The 22,408-nt window shown below is 70.9% G+C and carries 20 protein-coding genes; 12 read left to right on the forward strand and 8 right to left on the reverse strand.

The genetic code is table 11. The features are described from left to right. The first annotated feature begins 298 nt into the window (after positions 1–298). The gene (ftsZ, locus tag OV207_RS30420; protein WP_193349468.1) at positions 299–1,528 is read left to right on the forward strand and encodes a cell division protein FtsZ; all 1,230 of its coding nucleotides are present in this window, start codon (positions 299–301) and stop codon (positions 1,526–1,528) included. 12 nt (positions 1,529–1,540) lie between these two features. On the opposite strand, the gene OV207_RS30425 is transcribed toward ftsZ, so the two are convergent. After that, positions 1,541–1,885 (reverse strand): hypothetical protein, encoded by a 345-nt coding sequence (locus OV207_RS30425; protein ID WP_267558529.1) that lies wholly within the window; start codon positions 1,883–1,885, stop codon positions 1,541–1,543. A gap of 173 nt (positions 1,886–2,058) precedes the next feature. Between OV207_RS30425 and OV207_RS30430 the strand changes: the two genes are divergently transcribed. The 3 genes from OV207_RS30430 to OV207_RS30440 are packed head-to-tail and all read left to right on the forward strand — an operon-like array spanning position 2,059 to position 4,464. Next, on the forward strand, positions 2,059–3,408 hold the full coding sequence (locus tag OV207_RS30430; RefSeq protein ID WP_267558530.1) for an acetyl-CoA carboxylase biotin carboxylase subunit: 1,350 nt from the start codon (positions 2,059–2,061) through the stop codon (positions 3,406–3,408). Positions 3,409–3,459: 51 nt separating this feature from the next. Further along, positions 3,460–3,672: a biotin/lipoyl-binding carrier protein gene (locus OV207_RS30435; RefSeq protein WP_193349471.1), complete on the forward strand. Its 213-nt coding sequence runs from the start codon at positions 3,460–3,462 to the stop codon at positions 3,670–3,672. Between the two features lie 27 nt (positions 3,673–3,699). After that, positions 3,700–4,464 (forward strand): enoyl-CoA hydratase/isomerase family protein, encoded by a 765-nt coding sequence (locus OV207_RS30440; RefSeq protein WP_267558531.1) that lies wholly within the window; start codon positions 3,700–3,702, stop codon positions 4,462–4,464. On the opposite strand, the gene OV207_RS30445 is transcribed toward OV207_RS30440, so the two are convergent. Both OV207_RS30445 and OV207_RS30450 read right to left on the reverse strand, forming a co-directional pair. Continuing rightward, the gene (locus OV207_RS30445; protein ID WP_014398871.1) at positions 4,461–5,054 is read right to left on the reverse strand and encodes a response regulator; all 594 of its coding nucleotides are present in this window, start codon (positions 5,052–5,054) and stop codon (positions 4,461–4,463) included. The two genes, OV207_RS30440 and OV207_RS30445, sit on opposite strands and share 4 nt — an antisense overlap. A gap of 45 nt (positions 5,055–5,099) precedes the next feature. Then, positions 5,100–6,944 (reverse strand): FHA domain-containing protein, encoded by a 1,845-nt coding sequence (locus OV207_RS30450; RefSeq protein WP_267558533.1) that lies wholly within the window; start codon positions 6,942–6,944, stop codon positions 5,100–5,102. A 240-nt stretch (positions 6,945–7,184) separates the two neighbouring features. On the opposite strand from OV207_RS30450, the gene OV207_RS30455 reads away from it, so the two are divergent. After that, complete coding sequence (locus tag OV207_RS30455) at positions 7,185–8,621, forward strand: rhomboid family intramembrane serine protease (protein ID WP_324291578.1); 1,437 nt, start codon at positions 7,185–7,187, stop codon at positions 8,619–8,621. A 66-nt stretch (positions 8,622–8,687) separates the two neighbouring features. Here OV207_RS30455 and OV207_RS30460 read toward each other — a convergent pair whose 3' ends face one another. Both OV207_RS30460 and OV207_RS30465 read right to left on the reverse strand, forming a co-directional pair. Then, complete coding sequence (locus tag OV207_RS30460; protein ID WP_267558535.1) at positions 8,688–9,551, reverse strand: hypothetical protein; 864 nt, start codon at positions 9,549–9,551, stop codon at positions 8,688–8,690. A 5-nt stretch (positions 9,552–9,556) separates the two neighbouring features. Beyond that, the gene (locus OV207_RS30465; RefSeq protein ID WP_267558737.1) at positions 9,557–10,954 is read right to left on the reverse strand and encodes a hypothetical protein; all 1,398 of its coding nucleotides are present in this window, start codon (positions 10,952–10,954) and stop codon (positions 9,557–9,559) included. 288 nt (positions 10,955–11,242) lie between these two features. On the opposite strand from OV207_RS30465, the gene OV207_RS30470 reads away from it, so the two are divergent. The 4 genes from OV207_RS30470 (at position 11,243) to OV207_RS30485 (ending at position 16,547) form a co-directional block, all read left to right on the forward strand. After that, positions 11,243–13,555, forward strand: a complete 2,313-nt coding sequence (locus OV207_RS30470; protein ID WP_267558536.1) for an ArnT family glycosyltransferase — start codon at positions 11,243–11,245, stop codon at positions 13,553–13,555. After that, positions 13,552–14,511 (forward strand): ABC transporter ATP-binding protein, encoded by a 960-nt coding sequence (locus OV207_RS30475; protein WP_267558537.1) that lies wholly within the window; start codon positions 13,552–13,554, stop codon positions 14,509–14,511. The genes OV207_RS30470 and OV207_RS30475 overlap by 4 nt, the downstream gene beginning before the upstream one ends. A gap of 2 nt (positions 14,512–14,513) precedes the next feature. Beyond that, positions 14,514–15,314, forward strand: coding sequence for an ABC transporter permease subunit (locus tag OV207_RS30480; RefSeq protein WP_193349476.1), 801 nt, complete (start codon positions 14,514–14,516; stop codon positions 15,312–15,314). A gap of 195 nt (positions 15,315–15,509) precedes the next feature. Then, positions 15,510–16,547 (forward strand): SPFH domain-containing protein, encoded by a 1,038-nt coding sequence (locus tag OV207_RS30485; RefSeq protein WP_193349477.1) that lies wholly within the window; start codon positions 15,510–15,512, stop codon positions 16,545–16,547. A 67-nt stretch (positions 16,548–16,614) separates the two neighbouring features. Here OV207_RS30485 and OV207_RS30490 read toward each other — a convergent pair whose 3' ends face one another. Together OV207_RS30490 and OV207_RS30495 are read right to left on the reverse strand one after the other, a co-directional pair. Continuing rightward, the gene (locus OV207_RS30490) at positions 16,615–17,151 is read right to left on the reverse strand and encodes an FHA domain-containing protein (RefSeq protein ID WP_193349478.1); all 537 of its coding nucleotides are present in this window, start codon (positions 17,149–17,151) and stop codon (positions 16,615–16,617) included. 138 nt (positions 17,152–17,289) lie between these two features. Further along, a complete protein-coding gene (locus OV207_RS30495) occupies positions 17,290–19,044 on the reverse strand; it encodes a chromosome segregation protein SMC (RefSeq protein ID WP_267558538.1) in 1,755 nt (584 codons plus the stop codon). A gap of 30 nt (positions 19,045–19,074) precedes the next feature. Here OV207_RS30495 and epmA point away from each other — a divergent pair, with 30 nt between their 5' ends. The 3 genes from epmA to OV207_RS30510 are packed head-to-tail and all read left to right on the forward strand — an operon-like array spanning position 19,075 to position 21,625. Next, positions 19,075–20,088, forward strand: coding sequence for an EF-P lysine aminoacylase EpmA (epmA, locus tag OV207_RS30500; RefSeq protein ID WP_267558539.1), 1,014 nt, complete (start codon positions 19,075–19,077; stop codon positions 20,086–20,088). Continuing rightward, complete coding sequence (locus OV207_RS30505; protein ID WP_227027342.1) at positions 20,088–20,822, forward strand: lysophospholipid acyltransferase family protein; 735 nt, start codon at positions 20,088–20,090, stop codon at positions 20,820–20,822. The genes epmA and OV207_RS30505 overlap by 1 nt, the downstream gene beginning before the upstream one ends. Then, complete coding sequence (locus OV207_RS30510) at positions 20,819–21,625, forward strand: inorganic pyrophosphatase (RefSeq protein ID WP_267558540.1); 807 nt, start codon at positions 20,819–20,821, stop codon at positions 21,623–21,625. Before OV207_RS30505 ends, OV207_RS30510 begins: the two co-directional genes overlap by 4 nt. Positions 21,626–21,700: 75 nt before the next feature. Here the strand turns inward: OV207_RS30510 and OV207_RS30515 are convergent, their stop codons facing one another. Then, positions 21,701–22,387, reverse strand: coding sequence for an MmcQ/YjbR family DNA-binding protein (locus tag OV207_RS30515; protein ID WP_193349482.1), 687 nt, complete (start codon positions 22,385–22,387; stop codon positions 21,701–21,703). Positions 22,388–22,408: the final 21 nt, after the last annotated feature.

A 22,408-nucleotide genomic window follows, 5' to 3' on the forward strand; every position in this document is an offset into this window, starting at 1 on the left:
TAGAGGGAGCCGGGCCTTTTCGTCATCCGGACCCCGTCGTCACACGTCCACCCGCGTACGCGGCACGCACAACCGACCACGGCGAGTCATGCGCGCGAGTCAAGAGGGCGTTTCACCCACCGCCGCGCACGCATGACTGCTGACGCCGCGCGCGTAAGTGGGCGTCAGGACTCGACACCGCAGCAGGGCGCTACAGGCTGGTAGCGGAATACTTGCCAAAGCGCCCGACTTCCTGATGATTGTCGACGGCGGCAGTCATCGCGGACGGCGCCGCGGTGCTTCCGCCACGAGGAACGACATGGACCAGTTCGAGCAGAACAAGCAGGCCGCGAAGATTCGTGTCGTGGGCGCGGGTGGGGCGGGCTGCAACGCGGTCAACACGATGATTCTGTCGAAGCTGGACCGCGTGGACTTCATCGCCGCCAACACCGATGTCCAGGCGCTCGCCGCCAGCAAGGCGCCCACCCGGCTGCAGCTGGGCCAGGCCCTCACCAAGGGGCTGGGCGCCGGCGCCAACCCGGAGATGGGCCGCGAGGCCGCCCTGGAGTCGCGCGATCAGATCGCCGCGGTGCTGGAAGGCGCCGACATGGTCTTCGTCACGGCCGGCATGGGCGGTGGCACCGGCACGGGCGCCGCGCCCATCATCGCGGACATCGCCAAGAGCCTGGGCTGCCTGACCGTCGGCGTCGTCACCAAGCCCTTCCTGTTCGAAGGCAACAAGCGCCGCAAGCAGGCCGAGCAGGGCATCGTGGAGCTCAAGGCCGCGGTGGACACGCTCATCACCATCCCCAACCAGCGCCTGCTGTCGCTCTCCAATGAGCCCATGCCGCTCCTGGAGACGTTCAAGCGCGCGGACGAGGTCCTGCTCAACGCCGTGCAGGGCATCAGCGATCTCATCCAGTACCACGGCTACATCAACGTGGACTTCGCGGACGTGAAGACCATCATGAGCGACAAGGGCCTGGCGCTCATGGGCACGGGCAACGCCTGCGGCGACCGGCGCGCGGTCATCGCCATGCAGCAGGCCATCTCCAGCCCGCTGCTGGAGGACGTCTCCATCGACGGCGCCACCGGCCTGCTCATCAACATCACCGGCGGCCGCGACATGACCCTGCAGGAGGTCAACGAGGCGCTGACGCTGGTGCACGACGCGGCGGACGGCGAGGCGGAGATCATCTTCGGGTCGCTCATCGACGAGCAGATCCAGGACGAGGTGAAGATCACCATCATCGCCACGGGCTTCGTGCACCGCGAGGCGGCGAAGGTGCGGCCCATGGCGCAGGTGGTCCAGGTCCCGCTGCCCAGCCGTCCGGCGCCGTCGGTGCTGTCCTCCTCCCGCGAGGAGGTGGCCAGCCTGGTCCCCGCGAAGGGCACGCCCCGTCCGTCGATGTCCACCGTGGAGAACCCGAAGTCCTCCATGCAGAGCGCGCGCACGTCGGTGGTGAAGGACGCGCCGCTGCCCCTGGACGAGGATCAGTTCGACATCCCGACGTTCCTGCGCCGCCAGGGCCAGACGGAGCTGCCGTAGTCGGGCAGGCGCCTAACGGCGGGGGAGGCGGGCGACGCTCGCCGTGCCCCGGCCAGTGAGGCGGTCACAGCGGGTGAACAGGCCGTCCACCTCGTTGTAGAGCGCGTCGATGCGCTCCGACGCACGGGGGGCGGGCAGGACGCCACTGCCGGCCAGTTCCTCCAGCTTGGGGCCAACGCGCTGCAGCAGTTGGAGGGCCTTCAGGAGCGAGCGGCCCTGCTTCGTGCCGTCCGGCGTGAAGAGGGTGCCACCCTGGTAGAGCGTCACCAGGTTGGCGCGAGTGTCCTGCACCCGCTCGTTGAGCCGGGTGCGGTACAAATCCAGACGGCGAGCGCGACGGGCACCATGCAGGTCCACGACGCCTTCCGTTCCTGTCGAGGGAGGCTTCACGTCGGGCAAGGTACGCCAGGGGTCCGCAGGCCCGCAAATTTACTGGACTGTACGGACCTGTTGCGCGACTGCCCGAGCGCTTGTCAGGCAGGGGGGTGGGGGTTAGTTTGGCCGCCCTTCGCAACGCCGGGGTTTCCGCCATGTTCCAGAAGCTGCTCATCGCCAACCGGGGTGAAATCGCGCGCCGCATCGGGACGGTGGCCCGGGGAATGGGCGTCCGTACGGTCGCCGTGCACTCGGACGCGGACGCGACGCTGCCCTTCGTGAAGGAAGCGGACGAAGCGGTGCGCATCGGTCCCGCGCCCGCGAAGGACAGCTACCTGAGCATCCCCGCCATCCTGGAGGCGGCGAAGAAGACGGGCGCGCAGGCCGTGCACCCGGGCTACGGCTTCCTGTCGGAGAACGGCGAGTTCGCGCAGGCATGCAAGGACGCGGGCCTGGTGTTCGTGGGGCCGCCGCCGGAGGCCATGGCGCGGATGAAGGACAAGAGCCAGGCGCGCAAGCTGGTGTCCGCCGCGGGCGTGCCGGTGGTGCCGGGCAGCGACGGCGTGTTGCCGGACGTGCAGAGCGCCCTGGAGGCCGCGGAGCGCATCGGCTACCCGGTGCTGTGCAAGGCCGCCAGCGGCGGTGGCGGCATCGGCATGGCGGCGGCGAACAACCCCGCGGAGCTGGAGAAGGTGTACCGGCAGTGCACGGACCGCGCGAAGGCCGCCTTCGGCCGCGAGGGCGTGTACCTGGAGCGCTACTTCCCCGCGCCCCGCCACATCGAGGTCCAGATTCTTGGGGACACCCACGGGCACCTCATCCACGGCCTGGAGCGCGAGTGCTCCATCCAGCGCCGGCACCAGAAGGTGGTGGAGGAGGCCCCGTCGGTGCTGTTCGCCAACGGGAAGAACCCAGCGCTGTCGGAGCAGCTCTTCACGGCGGCCGTCACCGCGGCGAAGGCGTTCGGCTACGCGAACGCGGGCACGGTGGAGTTCCTGTACTCGGACGGGCAGGTGTACTTCATCGAGATGAACGCCCGGCTCCAGGTGGAGCACCCGGTGACGGAGCTGACCACGGGCCTGGACCTCATCGGCTGGCAGCTGCGCATCGCGGCGGGCGAGCACCTGACGGTGAAGCAGGAGGACGTGAAGCGCCGGGGCGCCGCGCTGGAGTTCCGCATCTACGCGGAGGACCCGGTGAAGTACTTCCCGTCCCCCGGCCCGCTGAAGGTGTACCAGCCGCCCGCGGGCGAGGGCGTGCGCCTGGACTCCGGCTATGCCGAGGGCGACGTGGTGACGCCGAACTACGACCCGATGATCGCGAAGCTCATCATCACCGGCGCCACGCGCGACGAGGCGATTGCCCGCGCGGTGAAGGCGCTGGAGGACTTCCGCATCGAGGGCATCAAGACGAACATCCCGCTGCACCTGCGCATCCTGAAGGACCCTGCCTTCAGCGCCGGTGAGCTGGACACGCACTTCCTGGATCATCACGCGAAGCCGTAGGGAGCGCGGCAGGTCGCGCTTCGTTTTTCACACCCGAGGAGGGACTGGTTCATGGCGGACGTTGCGGCGCACATCACGGGAACGGTGTGGAAGATCGAGGTGAAGGTCGGCGACAAGGTGGAGCCCGGCACCACGCTCGTCATCCTCGAGTCGATGAAGATGGAGATGCCGGTGGAGACCGAGGAGGGCGGCACGGTGAAGGAGATCCGCTGCAAGGAAGCGCAGCCGGTCAACGAGGGCGACGTCCTCGTGGTGCTCGAGTAGTCCGGGCACCAATCCCAGGAGACGGCGATGGAGCCCACGCTGGAAGTGGAGGACCGCGAGGGCGGCGTCCGGGTGCTCACCGTCTCCAACCCCTCGCGGCGCAATGCCCTCAACGACGCGCTGCTGGCCCGCCTGGACGCGGCGCTGGAGCCGGCCCCCCACGTCCGCGTGCTGCTGGTGCGCGGGCAGGGAGGGCACTTCTGCGCGGGCTACGATTTGACGCACCTGGGCCCGCCGGGCGCGGACGGCCGGCTGCCGGATGACCCGCTGGTGGCGTGCCTGCTGAAGCTGGAGCGGCACCCGGTGCCGTCGGTGGCGCTGGTGCAGGGCGGCGCGGTGGGGGCGGGCTTCGACCTGGCGGCCTCCTGCGACTTCCGCGTGGGCGCCCAGGACGCCTTCTTCCTCATGCCTCCCGCCCGGCTGGGCATCGTGTACTCGCCGGAGGGGCTGGCGCGCGCGGTGCGGCTGGTGGGGCTTTCACGGGCCAAGCAGCTGTTCCTCACCGCGCGGCGGCTGCCGGCGGCGGAGGCCCTGGCGTGGGGGCTCCTGGACGCGTGTCCGGAGGACGCGGAGGCGCATGCGCTGGCGCTGTGCGCGACGCTGGCGGCGCACGCTCCGAGGGCGGTGTCGGGGATGAAGGAGGCGTTCGGGCTGCTGGCGCGCTCCGGCCTGTCACCGGAGGACGTCGCGCGGCTGCGCCAGGTGCGCGGCGAGGCGTTTGGCAGCGAGGATGCGAAGGAGGGGCGCGCGGCCTTCTTGGAGAAGCGCGCGCCCCTGTTCAACGGGCGCTAGGTGTCGCCGAACAGCTCGCCCATGCGCAACTGGAGCGCGGAGGCGATCTTGTAGAGCGACGAGATGGACGCGGAGGACTCCGCGCGCTCAATCTGCGACAGCAGGGACACGGACAGGCCGGTGCGGCGGGCAAGCTGCTTGAGCGTGAGCTCCTGCGTCTTGCGGGCGTCGCGGATGGTGCGGCCAATGGCGCGGTGAAGGTCCGCCTCCGGGTCCTGCGACAGACCCTTCTTCTGGAGCGCGTTGCGCACGGCGGCCGTGAACTGCTCCGGCTCCATGGGCTTCTTCACGTAGTCGGACGCCTGCGCCTTGAGCGAGGCGACCGCCGTGTCCACCGTGGGGTAGGCGGTGGCGACGATGACCGCGATGTCCGTGTCGTACTTGCGGATGAGCTCCAGCACTTCGGTGCCCGACATCTGCGGCATCATCATGTCGAGGATGACGAGGTGGAAGTCAGAGCCCCGGAGGATGTCCACCGTCTGGGTGGGGTCGGTGGTGGTGACCACCTCGTAGCCCTCGCGGGTCAGCACCAGCTTGAGGTAGTCGCAGTTGTCCTGCTCGTCATCAACTACCAGGATGCGAATCTGCACAGCGTCTCCTCGCTGCAAGGTTGAGGGAAGTGCTGCGGGGGGGAGTTACTGGCCAGTCTTCACGGCACTGGAATCCGGCGGCGGGGCCGTTCCTGAATTGGCCCGCGTGCTGGTGCTGCTCAGGATTTCGATCACCCGCGCCCGATTCTTGTGATCCTCGGGTGCGAGGACGAGGAACCGCTCGTAGTAGGTCTGGCTCTCTTTGAAGTTGTTGGCCTTGGCATAAAGGTAGCCCAGCATCAGCGCGCACTCGGGATTGTTGGCGGCAATTGCGGTGCATTCCTGGGCCACCTTGAGCGCCTGCTCGTACTTGCGCTCCTTGACCAGGGCCCAGGCATCCCTGTGGACTTCCTTGAACTTCGCGTCGGCCGCCGTCGTCTTCTCGGACGGGGGCGCACCCTCTGCACCCGAAGGCACTTCTTTCGCGGCGGCCTTCTTCGCTTCGTCCACCCGGGCGCCCAACTGGCTGTAGCGGCTGGTGAAGCGCGTGTCCTTGGAGACCTTCGCGAAGGCGCTGATGGCCTCAGCATCTTTGCCCGCGTTCAGGGCGGTCTCGGTCTCGGTAAGGCCCTTGTCGGCGGCGATCTCCCGCTTGAGCACGGTGTCCAACTCGTCCAGGGCCTTGGCGGACTGTCCCTTCGGGGTGGTCTCGCGCAGGCCCTTCAGGATGACGCTGGCGTTATCGAGGTTGCCTGACTCGAGGGCCGCGTAGAAGTCATCCCGGGTCACCGGCGGCGCGGCGGGCGCCTTCGGGGTTTCGGGCGTCTTCGCCGGAACCGACGGCTTATCGGGCGCCGCGACCACGGCGTCCGGCTGCGTCGGGGGCGCGCTGTCGGGCGGCTTCGGCGTCTCCGGCGTCGGCGTGTTGTCGGTGACCACGGCCGGCGGCGGCTGCTGCTGCGGGTTGCCCAGCCAGTCGTCACCCTTCGCGATGAAGAGCGCGGCGCCCGCGGCGATGGACACGAACGCGATGCCCGCGGCCAGCAGCATCTTCTTCGAGCCGGAGCGGTTCTGCGCGGCGATGTCCTCCGCCAGCGTGCCCGGGCCCACGAAGCGCAGCTTCACGTGGCCCATCTCGATGATGTCGCCGTGGGACAGGGTGGCCTGGGCGTAGCTCTCGCCGTTGACCATCATCCCGTTGGCGGACTGCATGTCGATGACCCGCCACTCCCCGGTCTCCTCGCGCACGATCTTCGCGTGCGTGCGGGACAGCGAGCGGTGGTCCAGCGCGACGTCGTTCTCCGACGTGCGACCGATGCGCAGCTCCGTGCGGTTGCAGTCGTACTCCTGCCCCTTGAACTCGTTGGGGGCGAGCACCAGCAGCCGAGGCTGTTCGTCCTCCGGGACGCGCTCCACCTTGCGGGGGCGGTCCGCCTCCATCTGATCCATGCGGATGATGGAGGTGGCGTTGCGCCGCATCTCCGCGGAAGGAGGCGTGTGGTCGTGTTCGTCGCCATCCTCGGCGTCGTCCTCGTCCTCCTCCTCTTCGTCTCGCGACGCGGCGGGCGCCGGGGCGTCGTCCTCGTCGTCGGGCTCGGCCCGGCGGGAGGCAGGCACCTTGGCGGTGATGGCGCCAGTAGGGGCGGCGGTGGCGGCCGCGCCTTCGACCTGCAGCGCCAGATCGTAGTCGCCGATCTGGATGAGGTCGCCCTCCTTGAGAGGGAGCTGGCCTGCGACGCGCTCTCCGTTGATCCGGGTGCCGTTGTAGCTCCCCAGGTCTTCGAGCACGACGTGGCCATTGAGGCGCACGAGCCTGGCGTGTCGACGTGACACGTTGCGCTCGGTCAGGCGGATCGTGTTGCCCTCCTGACGGCCAATGGTGATTTCGTCGCGCACGAAGGGAACAACGGTCTTGCGCCCCTCGTCGTCTTCGATGATGAGCTTCAGCACGGGTCCGGTCCGAGTACAGCTATAGCAGAATGCCCTTTGCCGAGACAAGCCATGTATCCCCCGGGAACAACAGGGTTTTTTGCCCATCCCAGGGTCAGGGAGGCAGTGTTGTCCATCGGTCGATTGGCCGGAAAGGGTGGGGAGTCGAGGCTACCTTGGCTCACGGTAGCACTGGTAGCGGCACAGGCCATTCTGTACGCGGTCCTGGCGCCCGGTGGCCCCCCCGGAGTGGATGCGCTCGTGCGATGGGGAGCCAAGACGGGCCCCCTGGTGACGGACGTGGGGGAGGGCTGGCGGCTCCTGGCGGCCAACCTCCTGCACCGGGACGGGCCGCACCTGGGGCTCAACCTGCTGGTGTTCGCCGTGGTGGGCTCGGCGGTGGAGCGGGCGTGCCGCTGGTGGGACTACCTGGCGCTGCTCGCGGTGGCGGGCCTGGCGACGATGGCGGGCTCGCTGTGGTGGTCCCCGGCGGTGAGCGTGGGCGCCTCGGGGCTGGTGTTCGGCTGCGTGGGCGCGCTGCTCGTGCTGGGGCGGCGCTCGCGGGCGGGCCCAGCGGCGCGCTTCCGGTGGTTCTCCGGGGAGAGCGCCGTGCCCACGGTGCTCGTCTTCCTGTGGCTCGGGTGGACGAGCGCGGGCGTGGACAACGCGGGGCACCTGGGCGGCCTGCTGGCGGGGCTCCTCGTGGGCGTCCTCCTGCGGTCCCGGACGTGGGGGCCCGGAGCGGGCGTCCCGGGCGTGGCGCGCGCGGCGGGGGTGGTGGCGCTGGCGGGGGTGGTGGCGGCGGGGGTGGTGGCGGAGCGCTCCGGGTGGCGGGTGGAGCGCGATGATGGCTTTGGACTGGCGGTGACGCTCCCGGAGGGCTGGCGGCGGGAGGACGATGGGCAGGGCCGGCGGGCCTTCTCCAACGGGCTGCCGGGGCGGGGGCGGGCCACGCTCGCGGCGGAGGCCATCGAGACGGGCGAGCCCGGGGATGGCTCGGCGCAGGCGCGGTACTTCCGGGACGAAGTGCTGGTGCCGGGCCTCGCGGGGCCGGAGGGGCGCACGGTGTCCGTGGGCGCCCTGGAGCCCGCGTCCCTGGGCGGCCGGCCCGCGCAGCGGATCCGCGCGGAGCTGGACGGCGCCGGCGGGCCCACGCACCTGGTGGCGTGGTTCGTGCCCCGGGGGGAGTGGGTGTACCGGCTCGTCTTCACCTGGCCGAGGGCCTATCCGGCCTACGCGCAGGTGGTGGGGCGGATGATGGCGGACGTGCGCTTCGAGGAGCCCTCGGGGCTGCGGGTCGCCCGGGCCCGGGCGTTGCTGGTGCCGGGCGTCGCGGGGCCGCTGCGCGACCTGGGGCAGGCGCTGCGGCGGTGGGGGCTGCCGGCGGACGCGGTGGAGCCGCTCGTCTCCGCGGTGCGGCTGGCGCCGGCCCACGTCGACACGCGGGTGGAGCTGGCCCGGGCCTACTTCGAGTCCGGTCAGGTGGAGGAGGGCTGCCACGCCGCGGCGGAGGCGCGGGTGTACGGCCCATCCGACACGGGGGCGATGGAGGCGGGCGTGCGGTGCGAACTGGCGCGGGGGGATACGGCGCGGGCCCTGCTGCGCCTGGAGGAGGCCCGCCGTCTGGATCCTCGCGATGCCCGGCTGCGCGCGGCCGAGGGTGCGCTGAAGGCGGCGCTCGAAACCCCCGGGCCGTAGGCGCGGGCATGCGGTCCCGGCCGTGCACAGCTGTGCTGTGCCCGCTGTACCCCGGAGACGCCCGCATCAGCGCCAGCCGAAGGGGCGCACCACCAGCCCGGCGCCCAGCATCGCCTCGTCGCGCCGGGCGAGCCCCGCGTCACCGAGCACCCCGGTGGCCGCGAGGCGCAGGGACACCGGCGCGTCGTTGACCGCGAGGAGCACATGCTCCACCGCGACGTCGCCCCGCGCCCGGAAGTGGGAGCCTCCGTCGAAGTCGAAGCTCCAGCCCGCGAGCCCCGTCACGCGCAGCGCCCACCGTCCGTCCCGCGTCTCCCAGCCCGTGTCGAGCAGCAGCGACGTGAAGGGCGACAGCTCGTGCGTGGTGCCGTCCCGCCCGTGGCGCAGGGCGTGGCTCGCGGCGGGTCCCACGGCCAGCCAGCCCCATTCGGTGTTCGTGCGCACGGGGTCCAACAGCAGGCCCACGCGGCCCGTCTCCAGCGTCCAGCCCGGCCCTTCCCAGCCGCGCCGCTCCAGGTGGGCCGCGCGGAGGGACAGGGCCACGTCGAAGGGGAAGGGGATGCGCGTGGGGCGCCCGAGGGAGACGAGGATGTTGCCCTCCTCGACGTGCCTTCGCAGCAGGCCCTCGTAGCCGGTGAAGGAGAGCCCCCTGCGAGCGCCTCCCCACGCCTCCGTCAGGAGCAGGCGGTGCGAATCGAACCAGCTCGAATCGACCTTGCTGTCGCTCGAACGCGCCACCCGCACGAGGAAGCCGGCGCGCAGGAGCAGGGCGGCGTCCCCGTCCTGCATGCGCAGCCCGGAGCCCAGCACCCACCCCGTCCCGGGGTCGAAGCAGGTGGGGAACGTCTCCCCGGACTCCGTCCAGCCCTGACACGCCGTGGACGGGGCGGGCAGGGTGCCCAGGAGCAGCGCGAGCGCGAGCGCGACCATCGCGCCTACCCCTTCCCGTCATGCGAGTCCGGGGCGGAGCGCCGCGCCGGAGCCCACAGCGAGAAGCGCAGCCCCGCCTGCGCGGACCACTCCCAGCCGGCGGGCGCGTTCGCCAGGTCGTCGCGCCACGTGCCCCGGCCATCCAGCGTCAGGCTCACGGGCTGGTCGTTGATGGCCAGGGCGATGACCTCGTAGCCCGCGCGCAGCCGCAGTCGCTCCGGCCGGAGGGGCCGTCCCTCCACGCGCTCCGCGAGGAGGATCTTCTGCGCCTCCGCGCCGAAGCGCAGGTGGTGGAAGCCGTTCTTGTCCAGCGTGAGGTCCCCCTCCAGCGCCGCGCCGGGCACCAGCGTGGCGAAGCCGTTCGTCCGGTCGCGCTCCAGCGTCGGTCCCGCGCGCACGCGCACGTATGAGACGAGGTCGCGCGAATGCCACAGGTCCAGCGTCACGTACGTGGAGCCCAGGGCCAGGAAGTCCGCCTTCACGTCCTCCCGGCGGACCTGTTCGGCGTGGAGCATCTCCATCCAGAAGCCCAGGTTGGCGAAGACGTCGAAGCGACGGGGCTTGCCGTAGAAGGTCGTCACCCGGAAGAGCGGCTCCTCCCGCTCGCTGCGGAAGTCGTAGCGCAGCAGCGTGGCGTCGAACGACGAGGCGTCCCCCAGGTACAGCTCCGTGTCCAGGAGCGTCATCCGGTGGAGCTGCCCCGGCTCTCCGGGCCACTCCAGGTCCACGCCGAAGTCCACCCGGACGCGGTGGTCGCGGCCTTCCGCCTCGCGCAGCCAGCGCGGCGCCCAGGCGCCCCCCACGCGGATCCGACGGTGCAGGTCGAAGTTGTACTGCAACACCCGACCGCGCTCGTCGCGGTACCACCCCGGCGCGGCCTCCGCGATGGCGGGCACCAGCCGGTAGCCGCGGGCCACCTCCGTGGACAGCACGTCATGGCACCCGGTCACCCGGGCCAGTCGCTGGCCGGTTTCGTGTCCTCCCGAGTCCAGCTCCCTCGTGGGGCTGACGAGACACTCCTTCTTCGCCTCGTCGCAGGATGCGCGCCACTCGCCCGACGGGACCGCGGGCGTGGGGGGAAGCCTCAGGCACAGCACCAGGCCGTCGGAGGGCTGGCGGGGGGAGTCCGCCTGCGGCACGGCCATCTGGAAGGCCCAGGTGTCCGGAGCGGCCTCATCGCGGGCCGGCGCCCCAGGCCTCGCATCCCGCACGGGCGTTTGAGCCGGCCCCCCCAGCGTCTCTTCCCGCACGGGCGTTTGAGCCAGCTCCTCAGGCATCGCTTCCCGCACCGGCGCCGCCAGCACCGCTCCCCGCACGGGCGCATCCGCCGGCACCGCCGCCTCCGGAGGCTCCACCTGTCCGAACAGGAGGGCACAGCCCAGGGTCACCGCTGGAACGAGCATCACGTCTCCTCGCAGGGTCCCGCGCTCCGGCCGCGCGGGTCGCACCTTGCGGCGCTCCCGCCACTACAAGGCGCGTGCCCGGGCGGACGGACGGGCTCTTCGCGGGCCCGCCCCGGCCGACTGTGCAGGCGCCTGCACATCGCCTGCACACCCGGGCCCCGCGACTGACGCGAGAATGGCGCACCCCCGCGCAGGTCGGTCGACCGGCGGGGGTGGGGGGGATATAAGCCCCCCGGCCCCGTGCCGTGCACGGAGGGCCCGTCCCGGACGACGAAGGAGCACGTGCGCGTGGCAAGCGACGGCGAACAGACCCCGCAGCGGGAAGAGACCTTCACCCAGGCCATCCTCGGTGAGGACACCCTGACGACGGCATGGGCGAAGAAGTGGTTGGCCCTGTCCCTCAGCGCGCGCGTGGTCCTGGCGACCGCGGGCTTCGCGGCGCTGCTCTTCGTGCCGTACCTGGGCGCGGTCGGCCTGTGGGACCCCTGGGAGACGCACTACGGCGAAGTGGGCCGGGAGATGATCCAGCGCAGCGACTACGTCTATCCCTTCTGGGAGAACGCGTGGTTCTTCTCCAAGCCGCCCCTCACCATGTGGATGCAGGCGCTGGGGATGAACATCGTCGGCGCCCTTGGGGGCGACGGCGGCATGGGCCTCTACACGGAGTGGGGCATGCGCATGCCCTTCGCGCTGCTGAGCATCGCGGCCGTGTCGCTCCTGTCCCTGGCCGTGGCGCGGGTGGTGAACACGCGCGCGGGCCTGGCCACGGGCTTCGTGCTGGCCACCATGCCGCTGTACTTCCTGCTCACCCGGCAGACCGTCACCGACACGCCCTTCGTCACCACCTTCGTGTGCGCGATGGCGTGCGCGCTCATCGGCCAGCTGGACGACACGACGAAGCACCGCGCGGGCTGGTGGTACGGCTTCTATGTCTTCGCGGGGCTGGCCTCGCTGGCCAAGGGCCTGCTGGGCGTGGGCCTGCCCGCGGTCATCCTCATCCTCTACGCGGTGGCCGCCGTCATCCCGTGGGACCGCGAGAGCCTGGAGTCCCACCTGCGCTGGCTCACGAGCGGCGACGTGCGCGCGCAGGTCCGCGCGGGCACCCGGCCGATGCCCGTCCTGTGGGCGCAGATGTACCGGATGAAGCTGGGCACGGGCATCCTCGTGTTCTTCGCGGTGGCGGCGCCCTGGTACCTGACGCTGTGCCTGTTCGACAAAGTGGACGATGAGGGCAAGCTGTTCTGGTACCGCTTCTTCGTCCACGACCACCTGAACCGCCTCACCGCGGGCGTGCACACCACCACCCCGGGCGGGTCGTTCACCTACTTCATCGAACAGGGCGGCTTCGCCATCTTCCCGTGGGTGGCGCTGCTGCCCGGTGCGTTCGCGGTCGTGTCGCGGCTCAAGCTGCGCTCGCGCGACAAGGCGGACCACCTGGCGCTCATCGCCGTCATCTGGGTGGCGTTCGCGTTCTACCTGCTGGCCTCCAGCGCGACGAAGTTCCACCACTACGTGTTCCCGGTGCTGCCGGGCCTGGCCATCCTCATCGCGCTGTTCGTGGACCGGCTGTGGCGGGACGGCGTCTCCGGGCACGCGGTGAGCCTCATCTTCGGCCTGGTGCTGTTCATCCTGGTGGGCAAGGACCTGGCGGAGAACCCCAAGGACTTCACCGACCTGTTCGTCTACAACTACGACCGGCCCTATCCGCAGGACCTGGTCACCAAGCCCATCGCGTTCTTCTCCTCGCGCCCGCTGTGGATGGGCGACCTGGTGACGCTGGTGCTGCTGGCCTTCGGCGTCTACCTCTCCTTCGAGGCGTTCTCCTCCAAGGACAAGGCGGAGCGCCCGGGCGCCGGGCGCGCGGTGGCGCTGGGCCTGCTGCTCACGGGCGCCGCCACGCTGGCCGCGGTGGCCACGCAGGGGCAGGTGTCCGCGCTGGGCCTGTGGGGCCTGGCGCTGGTGGCGCTGTCGGCCTTCGTCTTCTGGCAGGCGTCGCGGCCGGAGGAGGCGCCGGGGCGCACGATGCTCCAGGCGGTGGGGTTCGTGCTGGCGCTGCTGGGCGTGGTCCTGGCGGTGCGCGGCTTCCGGGGCCCGGCGGCCTCGGACTCGCTCTTCAAGGCCCTGTCCGCCACCATCAACGTGAAGGGCGCGCTGGGCTTCGCGTTCGGCGTGGCCGGCGTGCTGGCGGTGGTGGCCGCGCTCCAGCGCTCGCGCGTGATGCTGTTCGGCACGTTCTGGGCCCTGGCCGCGGTGTTCGCGCTCTGGTTCAACTGGAACCACTGGGTGGACCTGTCCCACCACTGGACGCAGCGCGACCTGTTCTGGCGCTACTACGCCCAGCGTCAGGCGGGTGAGCCCATCGCCGCGTACATGATGAACTGGCGCGGGGAGACGTTCTACTCGCGCAACACGGTGGAGCAGTTCCGCTCCGGGGACGCCAACACGCGCATGCGCCAGTACGCGGCGCGGCCGGGCCGCGAGTGGGCGCTGGTGGAGCACAGCCGCGTCTCCCTGCTGCGCAACGCGGTGGGCACCGACAAGACCGTCACCCTCATCGACCGGGACATCAACAACAAGTTCGTCCTGGTGACCATCGAGTGACGCGCTCCCTTCCCGTCCTACCCGTGGAGGCCCACGCGGAGGGCGGCATCCGCGTGCGGGGGCTCGCCAAGCGCTTCGGCGAGCGGCTCGCGGTGGAGGGCCTCACCTTCGACGTGCGGCCCGGGGAGGTGTTCGGCCTGCTGGGGCCCAACGGCGCCGGCAAGACGACGACGGTGCGCATGCTGACGGGCCTGCTGCGCCCCTCCGAAGGCCAGGCGGAGGTGTGGGGCCACTGCGTCGCGCGGGACGGTGAGGCGCTGCGCAAGGTGGTGGGCCTGCTCACCGAACAGCCCGGCCTGTACGACAGGCTCACCGCGCGTGAGAACCTGCGCTTCTTCATGAAGCTGCACGAAGTGGATGAGGCCACCGCGTGGCCCCGGGCCCTGCACTACCTGGAGCGCTTCGGGCTGGGCGGCCGGGAGAACGAGCCGTGCGGCGGCTTCAGCAAGGGCATGCGCCAGAAGCTGGCCATCGTGCGCACGCTGGTGCACGACCCGCGCGTCATCTTCCTGGACGAACCCACGAGCGGCCTGGATCCGGAGTCCGCGCGCACCGTGCGCGACGCGGTGGCGGAGCTGGCGTCGGAGGGGCGCACCATCGTCCTGTGCTCGCACAACCTGGCGGAGGTGGAGCGGCTGTGCGAGCGCGTGGCCGTGGTGCGCAGGCGCCTGCTGGCGCTGGGGCCGGTGCGGGAGCTGCGCCGCGCGGGACAGGCGCTGGACGTGCGCGTGGAGGGGGACGCGGAGGCCTTCCTGCCCGCGCTGTCCCGGCTGCCCTTCGCGCCCAACGTGCTGCTGGAGGGCGGGCGCCTGCGGGTGATGGTGGCGGACGAGTCCCAGGCGCCGGACGTGGTGGCGTGCCTGGTGGGCGCGGGCGCGCGCGTGCACAGCGTGGTGCCGTCGCAGCGGCCGCTGGAAGAGGTGTACCTGGACCTGCTCAAGGACGAGGCGGTGTGAACATGGCGTTCCGGCCGCGACGGGCGATGGCGGTGTTCTGGAAGGACTCGCTGGACCTGCGCAAGAACCTGGGCCTGCTCTTGTCCATGGCGGTGCTGCCGCTGGTGGTGGTGACGGTGCCCATCGGCGTGGTGTGGACGTACGTGTCGCAGCCGGACCACTCCGACCTGCGCACCGTGGCGCTCTTCTACGACCCCACGCTGCCCCTGGGCGCGAGCGCGGCGCGCTTCCTCATCGACAAGTCGCTCACCGACTGGTTCGGCATGTTCCTGGTGATGCCCGTCTTCATCCCCATCCTCATCGCGTCCCAGAGCGTCGCGGGGGAGAAGGAGCGCCGCACGCTGGAGCCGCTGCTGGCCTCCCCGGTGTCGGCCGCGGAGCTGGTGGCGGGCAAGAGCCTGGCGGCGCTGGTGCCCGCGGTCCTGATGACGTGGTTCGCCTTCGCCGTGTTCTGCGTGGGCGTGGACATCGTCGCGTGGCCGCTGGTGCAGGGGCCCCTGATGCCCAACGCGCTGTGGGGCTTCGGCGTGTTCGTGTTCGCGCCGCTGTTCGCCTTCTTCGGCAACGGGGTGGCGGTGCTCATCTCCGCCAGGGTGTCCGAGGCGCGCATGGCCCAGCAGCTCTCCGCGCTGGTCGTGCTGCCCCTGGTGGGGCTGGTGGGCGGGCAGGTGGCGGGCGTGCTCAAGGCGGACCTGAAGTACTACGCCATCCAGGCGGGGGTGGTGCTGGTGCTGGACCTGGTCCTGCTGGTGGCCAGCATTCGTGTCCTGGACCGGGAACGTCTGGTCAGCCGCTGGGGTTGAAGCTCTGGCGGGTCGGGGACTGGACTCCCGGCGGGCCGCCAGACGGGCAGGCGCTCGTGAAGCTGTTATGTTCCGGGCGGGACGTCGGGTCGAAAGCGGAAGCGCTTTCGTGCCGGTGGCCATGCATTTAGGGGATGGGGTTACGGAGCTTTGAAGACCTGCCGCCCAGGCGGCCACGGAGGCGCTGAAACACACATGGGGATCTTCGACAGCATCAAGGGCGAGGCGAAGCGGAACTTCATCGCCCGGTCGGACGAAGCGAAGGGCGAGATCGTCTACAAGTATCCGGAGAAGAACGTCCGGATGATGACGCAGCTCACCGTCGACGCCGACGAGGTGGCGCTGTTCGTCAAGGATGGCAAGGTGGAGGGCAAGCTGGGGCCCGGCCGTCACCAGCTGGACACCAGCAACATCCCGTTCCTGGGGAAGCTGATTGAGGGCTTCACCGGCGGCAACATGTTCATGGCGGAGATCTTCTTCGTCTCCACGCGTGAGCACACGGGCGTGAAGTTCGGCGGCCCCATCGGTGACGTGCGCGACCCGGAGACGGGCCTGGGCATCGGCACCATGGTGTACGGCGACTTCTCCATCCGCGTGACGGAGCCGGAGAAGCTGGTGGTGGGCCTGGTCGGCATGGGCCGCGCGAGCAACGAGGAGTTCCTGGGCTGGTTCAAGGGCCAGGTCCTCAAGGTGACGCGCGACCGCACCGCCGAAATGCTGGTGAAGAAGAAGTGGCCGCTGCTGGACGTGACGAGCGGCGCCTACCTGGAAGAGATGGAGGTGGAGATCCTCGCCGGCCTGAAGCCGCACGTGGACAGCTACGGCCTCACCATCGTCCGGATGGGCAACTTCCACGTCAGCATCAAGCCCGAGGACGAGGCGACGCTGAAGAAGCTGTCCAAGGACGTGGCGTACTCGCGGCTGGCGGGCGGCTTCCAGCAGTATGCGCAGGGCCAGGCGATGCTCGGCGCTTCCGAGGGCATGGCCAAGGGCGGCGGTGGATCCGACGGCGCGCTGCAGGGCATGGGGATGGGCATGGGCTTCGGCATGGCCCAGGCGTTCTCCAACCAGCAGCAGCAGCGGCCCCCGCAGCCGGCGGAGACGGCGGCGCCCGCGGGCGACACGCGCAGCCCCGCGCAGCGGCTCAAGGAGATCAAGGAGCTGAAGGACGCGGGCGTGCTCTCCGATGAGGAGTACACCGCCAAGCGCGCGGAGCTGATGAAGCTCCTGTAGTCGGGGGCTCCGGCTTGTAGGACCCGAGGGCCCTGTCTCCCAGGTGGAGGCGGGGCCTTCGTCGCGTTCAGGGGGAGGGCCTGCCGGGCGCGGCGAGGCGCAGGTGCTCGTGCAGCGTCTCCGCGCGCAGGTAGAGGAACTGCACGTCGCCGAAGGCCAGCGTGGCGCCGTCGTGGAGCATCACCTGGGCCTTGAAGCCCAGGGGGGCGCCGTTGATGAAGGTGCCGTTCATGGACTGGGCGTCGCGCACGGAGAAGTCCCCGGAGGCCGCGTTCCAGCGCAGGGTGGCGTGGTGCTGGGACACGGAGAGCTCCGGCACGACGAGGTCCGCGTCGGCGCGGCCCACGGTGAACTCCTCGCCGTCCTGGTTCGGCTGGAGGAAGTGCACCTCCAGGTTGTCGAAGTCGCGAAGCATCGCGAGCAGCCGCTCCGCCATGCGGGAGCGGTGCGCCATGCCCACCGTGCGCGCGCCGATGAAGTGGGGCGTCGGGTCGCGGAAGACGGCCTCCACGGGCTGCTGGATGAGGGCCACGGAACCGGAGGCGGCCCGGAAGGACTCCAGCGAAGCCTCCGCGAAGGGACGAAGCTGATTCACGGACACCATGGCCCGGAACCCTACGTGCTACCGGCGGGGACGGGAAGTGGCGTCCGGTGCCAGCCCCGGGGGGAGGGCACCGGTGTGCAGCACGGTGGGCGCCACGGTGCGGACACGGACGGCACCGTTGGATTTTTGCTGGCGCGCCTACGCGGCGGACGGCACCGACGCGGACGTCGATGACGGCTTCGCGTTGGGCGTCGCGGAAGGCTTCGCGGCGGGCGGCGCGGGCGCGGCTGGCGACGGGGGCGAAGGCGTGTCGTCCAGCCTGCGCAGGTCCAGCTTCATGGGCACCTGGAGCGTGGTGCTCAGCCGCAGCAGCAGCACGTCCGGCGCGAGCCCGTTCTCCCCGATGGCCTCGGTGATTTCGCGCGCGGACGGCGCGGTGCCCCTCGCCCAGAGCTCCTTCAGGAAGGCGCCCGCCTCCGGCGCGTGCCACCACGCCGGGCCGAAGCGCGCCTTCAACTGCCCCTGGAGCTGGCCCGCCAGGAACCAGGCCCGGAAGTTGTCGGCGGACTGGTAGAAGTCCTCCTGCTCCACGAGGTAGCGCTCCACGTCGTCCTCCGTCATGGGCATGGCGCCCGCGCGGGCCATCAGCGCGCGGTACAGCTCGCGCGGATCCACCTCCACGCGCCGGTGCAGTTCCATCTGGTAGAGCAGCCGGCCCGCCGCGTGGCGGATGAGGTACAGCTTGTGCGCGCTGGAGGCCGCCAGGAACGGGGCGCGCTTGTCGTTGTCCCCCAGCACGCCCGCGGCGTGCTCCTCCAGCCACACGGGGTCCTCCAGCAGGTCCTCGAAGAGCGCCGAGTACGCCAGGCCCACCGTGGGGTTGCCCAGCCGCGCCAGCTCGAAGCGGGGCTCCTGCGTGAAGGCCACGTGCAGCAGGTGCCCCACCTCGTGCAGCACCCGGCCCTGGTGCAGCACGCCCGTGCCGGGCTTGAACGACAGCCGCACGTCGGACGGCACGCGCACCCCCAGCGCCAGGGGGCGCGGGTTCTTGCGGGGCAGGTCGCGCGCGTCCACCTTCACGTTGGGCAGCGCCGCCAGGTCGATGCCCATCCCCGCCACCGTGGCCTGGGCCTTCGCGAGCGACTCGCCCTTGGGGAACGCGTCCTCCACCTCGCGCGAGCGGAACAGGCGCGGGATGTCCGCGCGGGTGATCTGCGCGAAGGGCTGCCCCAGCTCGCGCTGGCTCAGCCGCTCCATCACCAGCCGGTACGGTTCCTGGGTGGCCTGGAGCACCTCCTCCGCCAGCTGGGCCAGCCGCTCCAGGTCCGCCTGCCGCAGCTCGCTGCCGAAGGCCTCGTAGGACTCGAAGCCCATCTGCTTCACCAGCTCCTCCGTGCGCTCCGCCTTGCGGTACAGCGTCTGGTTGAGGCGCGTGAGCGCGGGCGTGGCGGACGCGTAGAGCGCCTTGCGCTTCGCGGCGCTCTTCTCGTTGGCGAGCAGCCGCTCCATGTCGCGGTAGCGCACCTCGCGCCCGTCCACGCTCAGCTTGAGCGACGCCTCCAGGTTGGCGGACGCGTCGTTGTACTCGGCCAGCTCGCGCGCCAGGATTTCGCCGGCGAAGTGGCCGTGCAGCGCGGTGAGGGCGCGCAGCTCGCGCGGGTCCTTCGTCAGGTGCCGGAGCCGGTCGATGCGGCGCAGGTTCTCCATGCTGAAGAGGACCTCCTTGCCCGAGTACGTCGCGGCGATGTCCGCCATCGTGCCCTCGGTCCAGAAGGCCCACACCAGCCGGTGCTGTTCCTCCAGGAGCAGGGCCGCCTCCTGGGTCAGGGCGTTCACCTCACCGGTCAGTTGCTGCTCCTCGCTGGGAGGGGGGAGCGGCCCCGTGGGTGGCGCCTTGTGACAGGCGCCCAGCAGACACAGGGCGGCGAAGAGGGCGGGAATCCTTGGGGACATGAGGCCGCCCATGTTACTTCCGACCCGCCGATGCCCAACGTAAACCCATGGCGGGCGGCCCGGGGACGCCAGGGCCTGTACTCCGCCCTGCGTCAGTTCTTCGCCGGCCAGGGATACCTGGAAGTCGAAACACCCCTGCTCGTGCCCACACCCGGCATGGAGCCGTACATCAGCGCCTTCGAGGCCCCCTTCGTCCCCGAAACGGACCTGGGCAGGGCCCGCACCCTGTACCTGCACACCAGCCCCGAATACGCGATGAAGCGCCTGCTCGCGCAAGGGGCCGGGCCGCTGTTCCAGATCTGCAAGGTGTTCCGCAACGGCGAGGTGTCCCAGACGCACAACCCGGAGTTCACGCTGCTGGAGTTCTACCGGCCGCACGCGGACTACCACGCCATCATGGATGACCTGGAGGGCGCGCTGGTGGCGGCGGGGACGGCCGCGGCGGCCGCGGGCGAGGAGGCCCCGGGCGCGGATCCGGCGTTCTTCACCCGCACCCCCTACGAGCGGGTGACGGTGCGGGACGCGGTGCTGCGGGCCACGGGCGTGGACATCCGGAAGCACGCGGACGGCGCGTCGCTCAAGCGGGCGGTGGAGGCCGCGGGCGTGCGCACCGGGGACGCGGAGTCCTTCGACGACGTGTTCTTCCACCTGTTCCTGCAGAAGGTGGAGACGGGGCTGGGGCACGAGCGGCCCACGTTCCTCATCGAATACCCGGCCTCCATGGCGGCCTTGTCCCGGCTGAAGCCCGGCGACGGCGCGGTGGCGGAGCGGGTGGAGCTGTACGCGAAGGGGCTGGAGCTGGCGAACGGCTTCTCCGAGCTGACGGACGCGGCGGAGCAGCGCGCCCGGCTCGTGGAGGAGCAGGAGCTGCGACGGCGGCTGGGCCGCCCGGTGTATCCTCTGGACGAGCGCTTCCTGGAGGCCGTGGGGCGCATGCCTCCGGCGGCGGGCATCGCCGTCGGGCTCGACCGTATCCTCATGCTGCTGCTCGGGGTCCAGCGCATCGAGGACGTCCTCCTGTTCCCCGCACACGGGTTCGTCTGATGCGCAAGGTGCTCCAGACGGTGTTCGCCGGCACGGCCGCGGTGGGACTCACGGGCGTGGCGTCGGTGACGGTGTCGGTGCTGTCCGGGGTGGACACCCGGGCGGCGGACCAGGTGCTGCGCGCCTGGGGCCGCTCCTCGCTGGCGGCGGCGGGCGTGCGACACGAGGCGTACGGCCTGGAGCACATCCCGGAGGACGGCAACGTCGTCTTCGTGTGCAACCACCAGTCGCACTTCGACGCGATGGTGAACTTCGCGCACATCCGCAAGCACACGCGCTACGTGGCCAAGGCGGAGCTGTTCAAGATTCCGGTGTTCGGCCGGGCCATGCGGCGGGCGGGCAACATCCCCGTGCAGCGCACCGGCGGCGCGGGCGACAAGGCGCGGCTGTCGGAGGCGGTGACGGCCGTGCGCGAGCGGGTGAGCGTGCTGTTCTTCGCGGAGGGCACGCGCAGCCCGGACGGGGAGCTGAAGCCCTTCAAGAAGGGCGCCGCGACGCTGGCCATCCAGGCGCAGGTCCCCGTCGTCCCGATGGCGCTCTCCGGGACGCGGCTCATCCTCCCCAAGGGAGGCCGGGCCGTCCGGTGGGGCCAGCGGGTGGCGCTGGTGGTGGGCAGGCCCGTGCCCACGCAGGGACTGACGCTGGATGACCGGGACACCCTCACGCGACGCCTGGAAGAAGCGGTCGCCGGGCTCTATGCCGAAGCGCGAGAGCGCTCGGGAGACACGCCATGAAGAAGTCGAACCAGACCACGTTCCAAAGCCACCCCTGGCACGGCATCTCGCCGGGTCCGGAGTCTCCTGAAGTCGTCAACGCGTACATCGAGATCGTCCCCACGGACGCGGTGAAGTACGAGCTGGACAAGGAGTCCGGCATCCTCAAGGTGGACCGTCCCCAGCGCTTCAGCAGCCAGTGCCCCACGCTCTACGGGTTCATCCCGCAGACGTACTGCGGCGACCAGGTGGCGAAGCGCTGCGCGGAGCGCACCGGCTACAAGGACATCCACGGCGACGGGGACCCCATCGACATCTGCGTGCTGACGGAGAAGGTCGTCTCCAACGGCAACCTGCTGGTGCACGCGGTGCCCATCGGCGGCTTCCGGATGGTCGACGGCAACGAGGCCGACGACAAGATCATCGCGGTGCTGGAGTCGGACCTGGTGTACGGCGAGCTCCAGTACATCGCGCAGCTGCCGCGCCCCCTGCTGGACCGCCTCAAGCACTACTTCCTCACCTACAAGCAGATCCCCGGTGAGGGAAAGCGCAGCGTGGAGATCGCGGAGGTCTACGACCGCTCGGAGGCCCTGGAGGTCATCCGCCGCAGCATGCGCGACTACGACAAGCTCTTCACGGAGCCGGTGGTGGAGAAGCCTTCCCGGAGGGCCGCGCCCGCGGCTTCGTCGCGTCGCAAGGCGCCGGCGGGCAAGGTGTCGTCGGGCAAGGCGCCAGCGGGCAAGGTGTTGTCGGGCAAGGCGCCGTCCGGCAAGGGCCTGGCGGTGAAGGGCGCGGGCCGGGGCGCGGGCAAGGGCTCGAAGTAGCCCCACGCTGTCCGGGAGGCGCGGAAGGGCGTGGCCCTGGGGCCCCTGCTTCCGCGCGGTCCCGGTGCCTCCTGGCTACGAGCGGCGCGCGCGCTTGGGCGTCGCGGCGGGCGTGCGCTTGCCCCGGGCCGGCGCCGCGGCCTTGCGGACGGGGGCGGCCTTCTTGGCGGCGGCGGGCACCTTCTTCGCGACCTTCTTGGCCACGGACTTCACCCGCGCGGCGGCCTTCTTGGCGGCGGACTTCACCCGGGCCACGACCTTCTTGGCGGCCTTCTTCACGGGGGCGGCGGCCTTGCGCGTGGCGGCGCCCGCGCGGGCGGTGCGGCTGGCGCCGCGCGAGGCGGACGCCCTGGAGGCCTTGGAGGGCTTCGCGGCGGGGCCGGGCACCATGGTGCCGCGCTCGGGCAGCTGGCTCACGAGCTTCTTGGGGGCGATGGCGCGGTAGCTCTCGTCGATCCACGCCTTGATGACGGGCACCGGCACTTGCGACGCCGCGCCGAAGTGGGCCGTCACCCAGCCGCTCTTGCCCAGGCCGTACTCGGTGGGCTCGGTGAAGGGCAGCGTGAGGGCGGCGTCCTTCGAATCCGGAAGCTTGGCGGAGAGGTTGAGCTTCTCGCCCTCCACGGTCATGAAGAGGAAGGTCTTGTCGTTGACCTTCATCGCGCGGTGCCCCCAGGGAAAGTCCTCGTGGGCGCCGGGATAGCTCAGCGCATGTTCGCGCAGTACCGCTTCGACCTTCTGCGTCTCGTTCTCTGCGGGCATGGGCACCTTGGCTTCGTTGTG

It is taken from the genome of Corallococcus sp. BB11-1, assembly GCF_026626625.1.
In the GTDB taxonomy this organism is placed as follows: domain Bacteria; phylum Myxococcota; class Myxococcia; order Myxococcales; family Myxococcaceae; genus Corallococcus; species Corallococcus soli.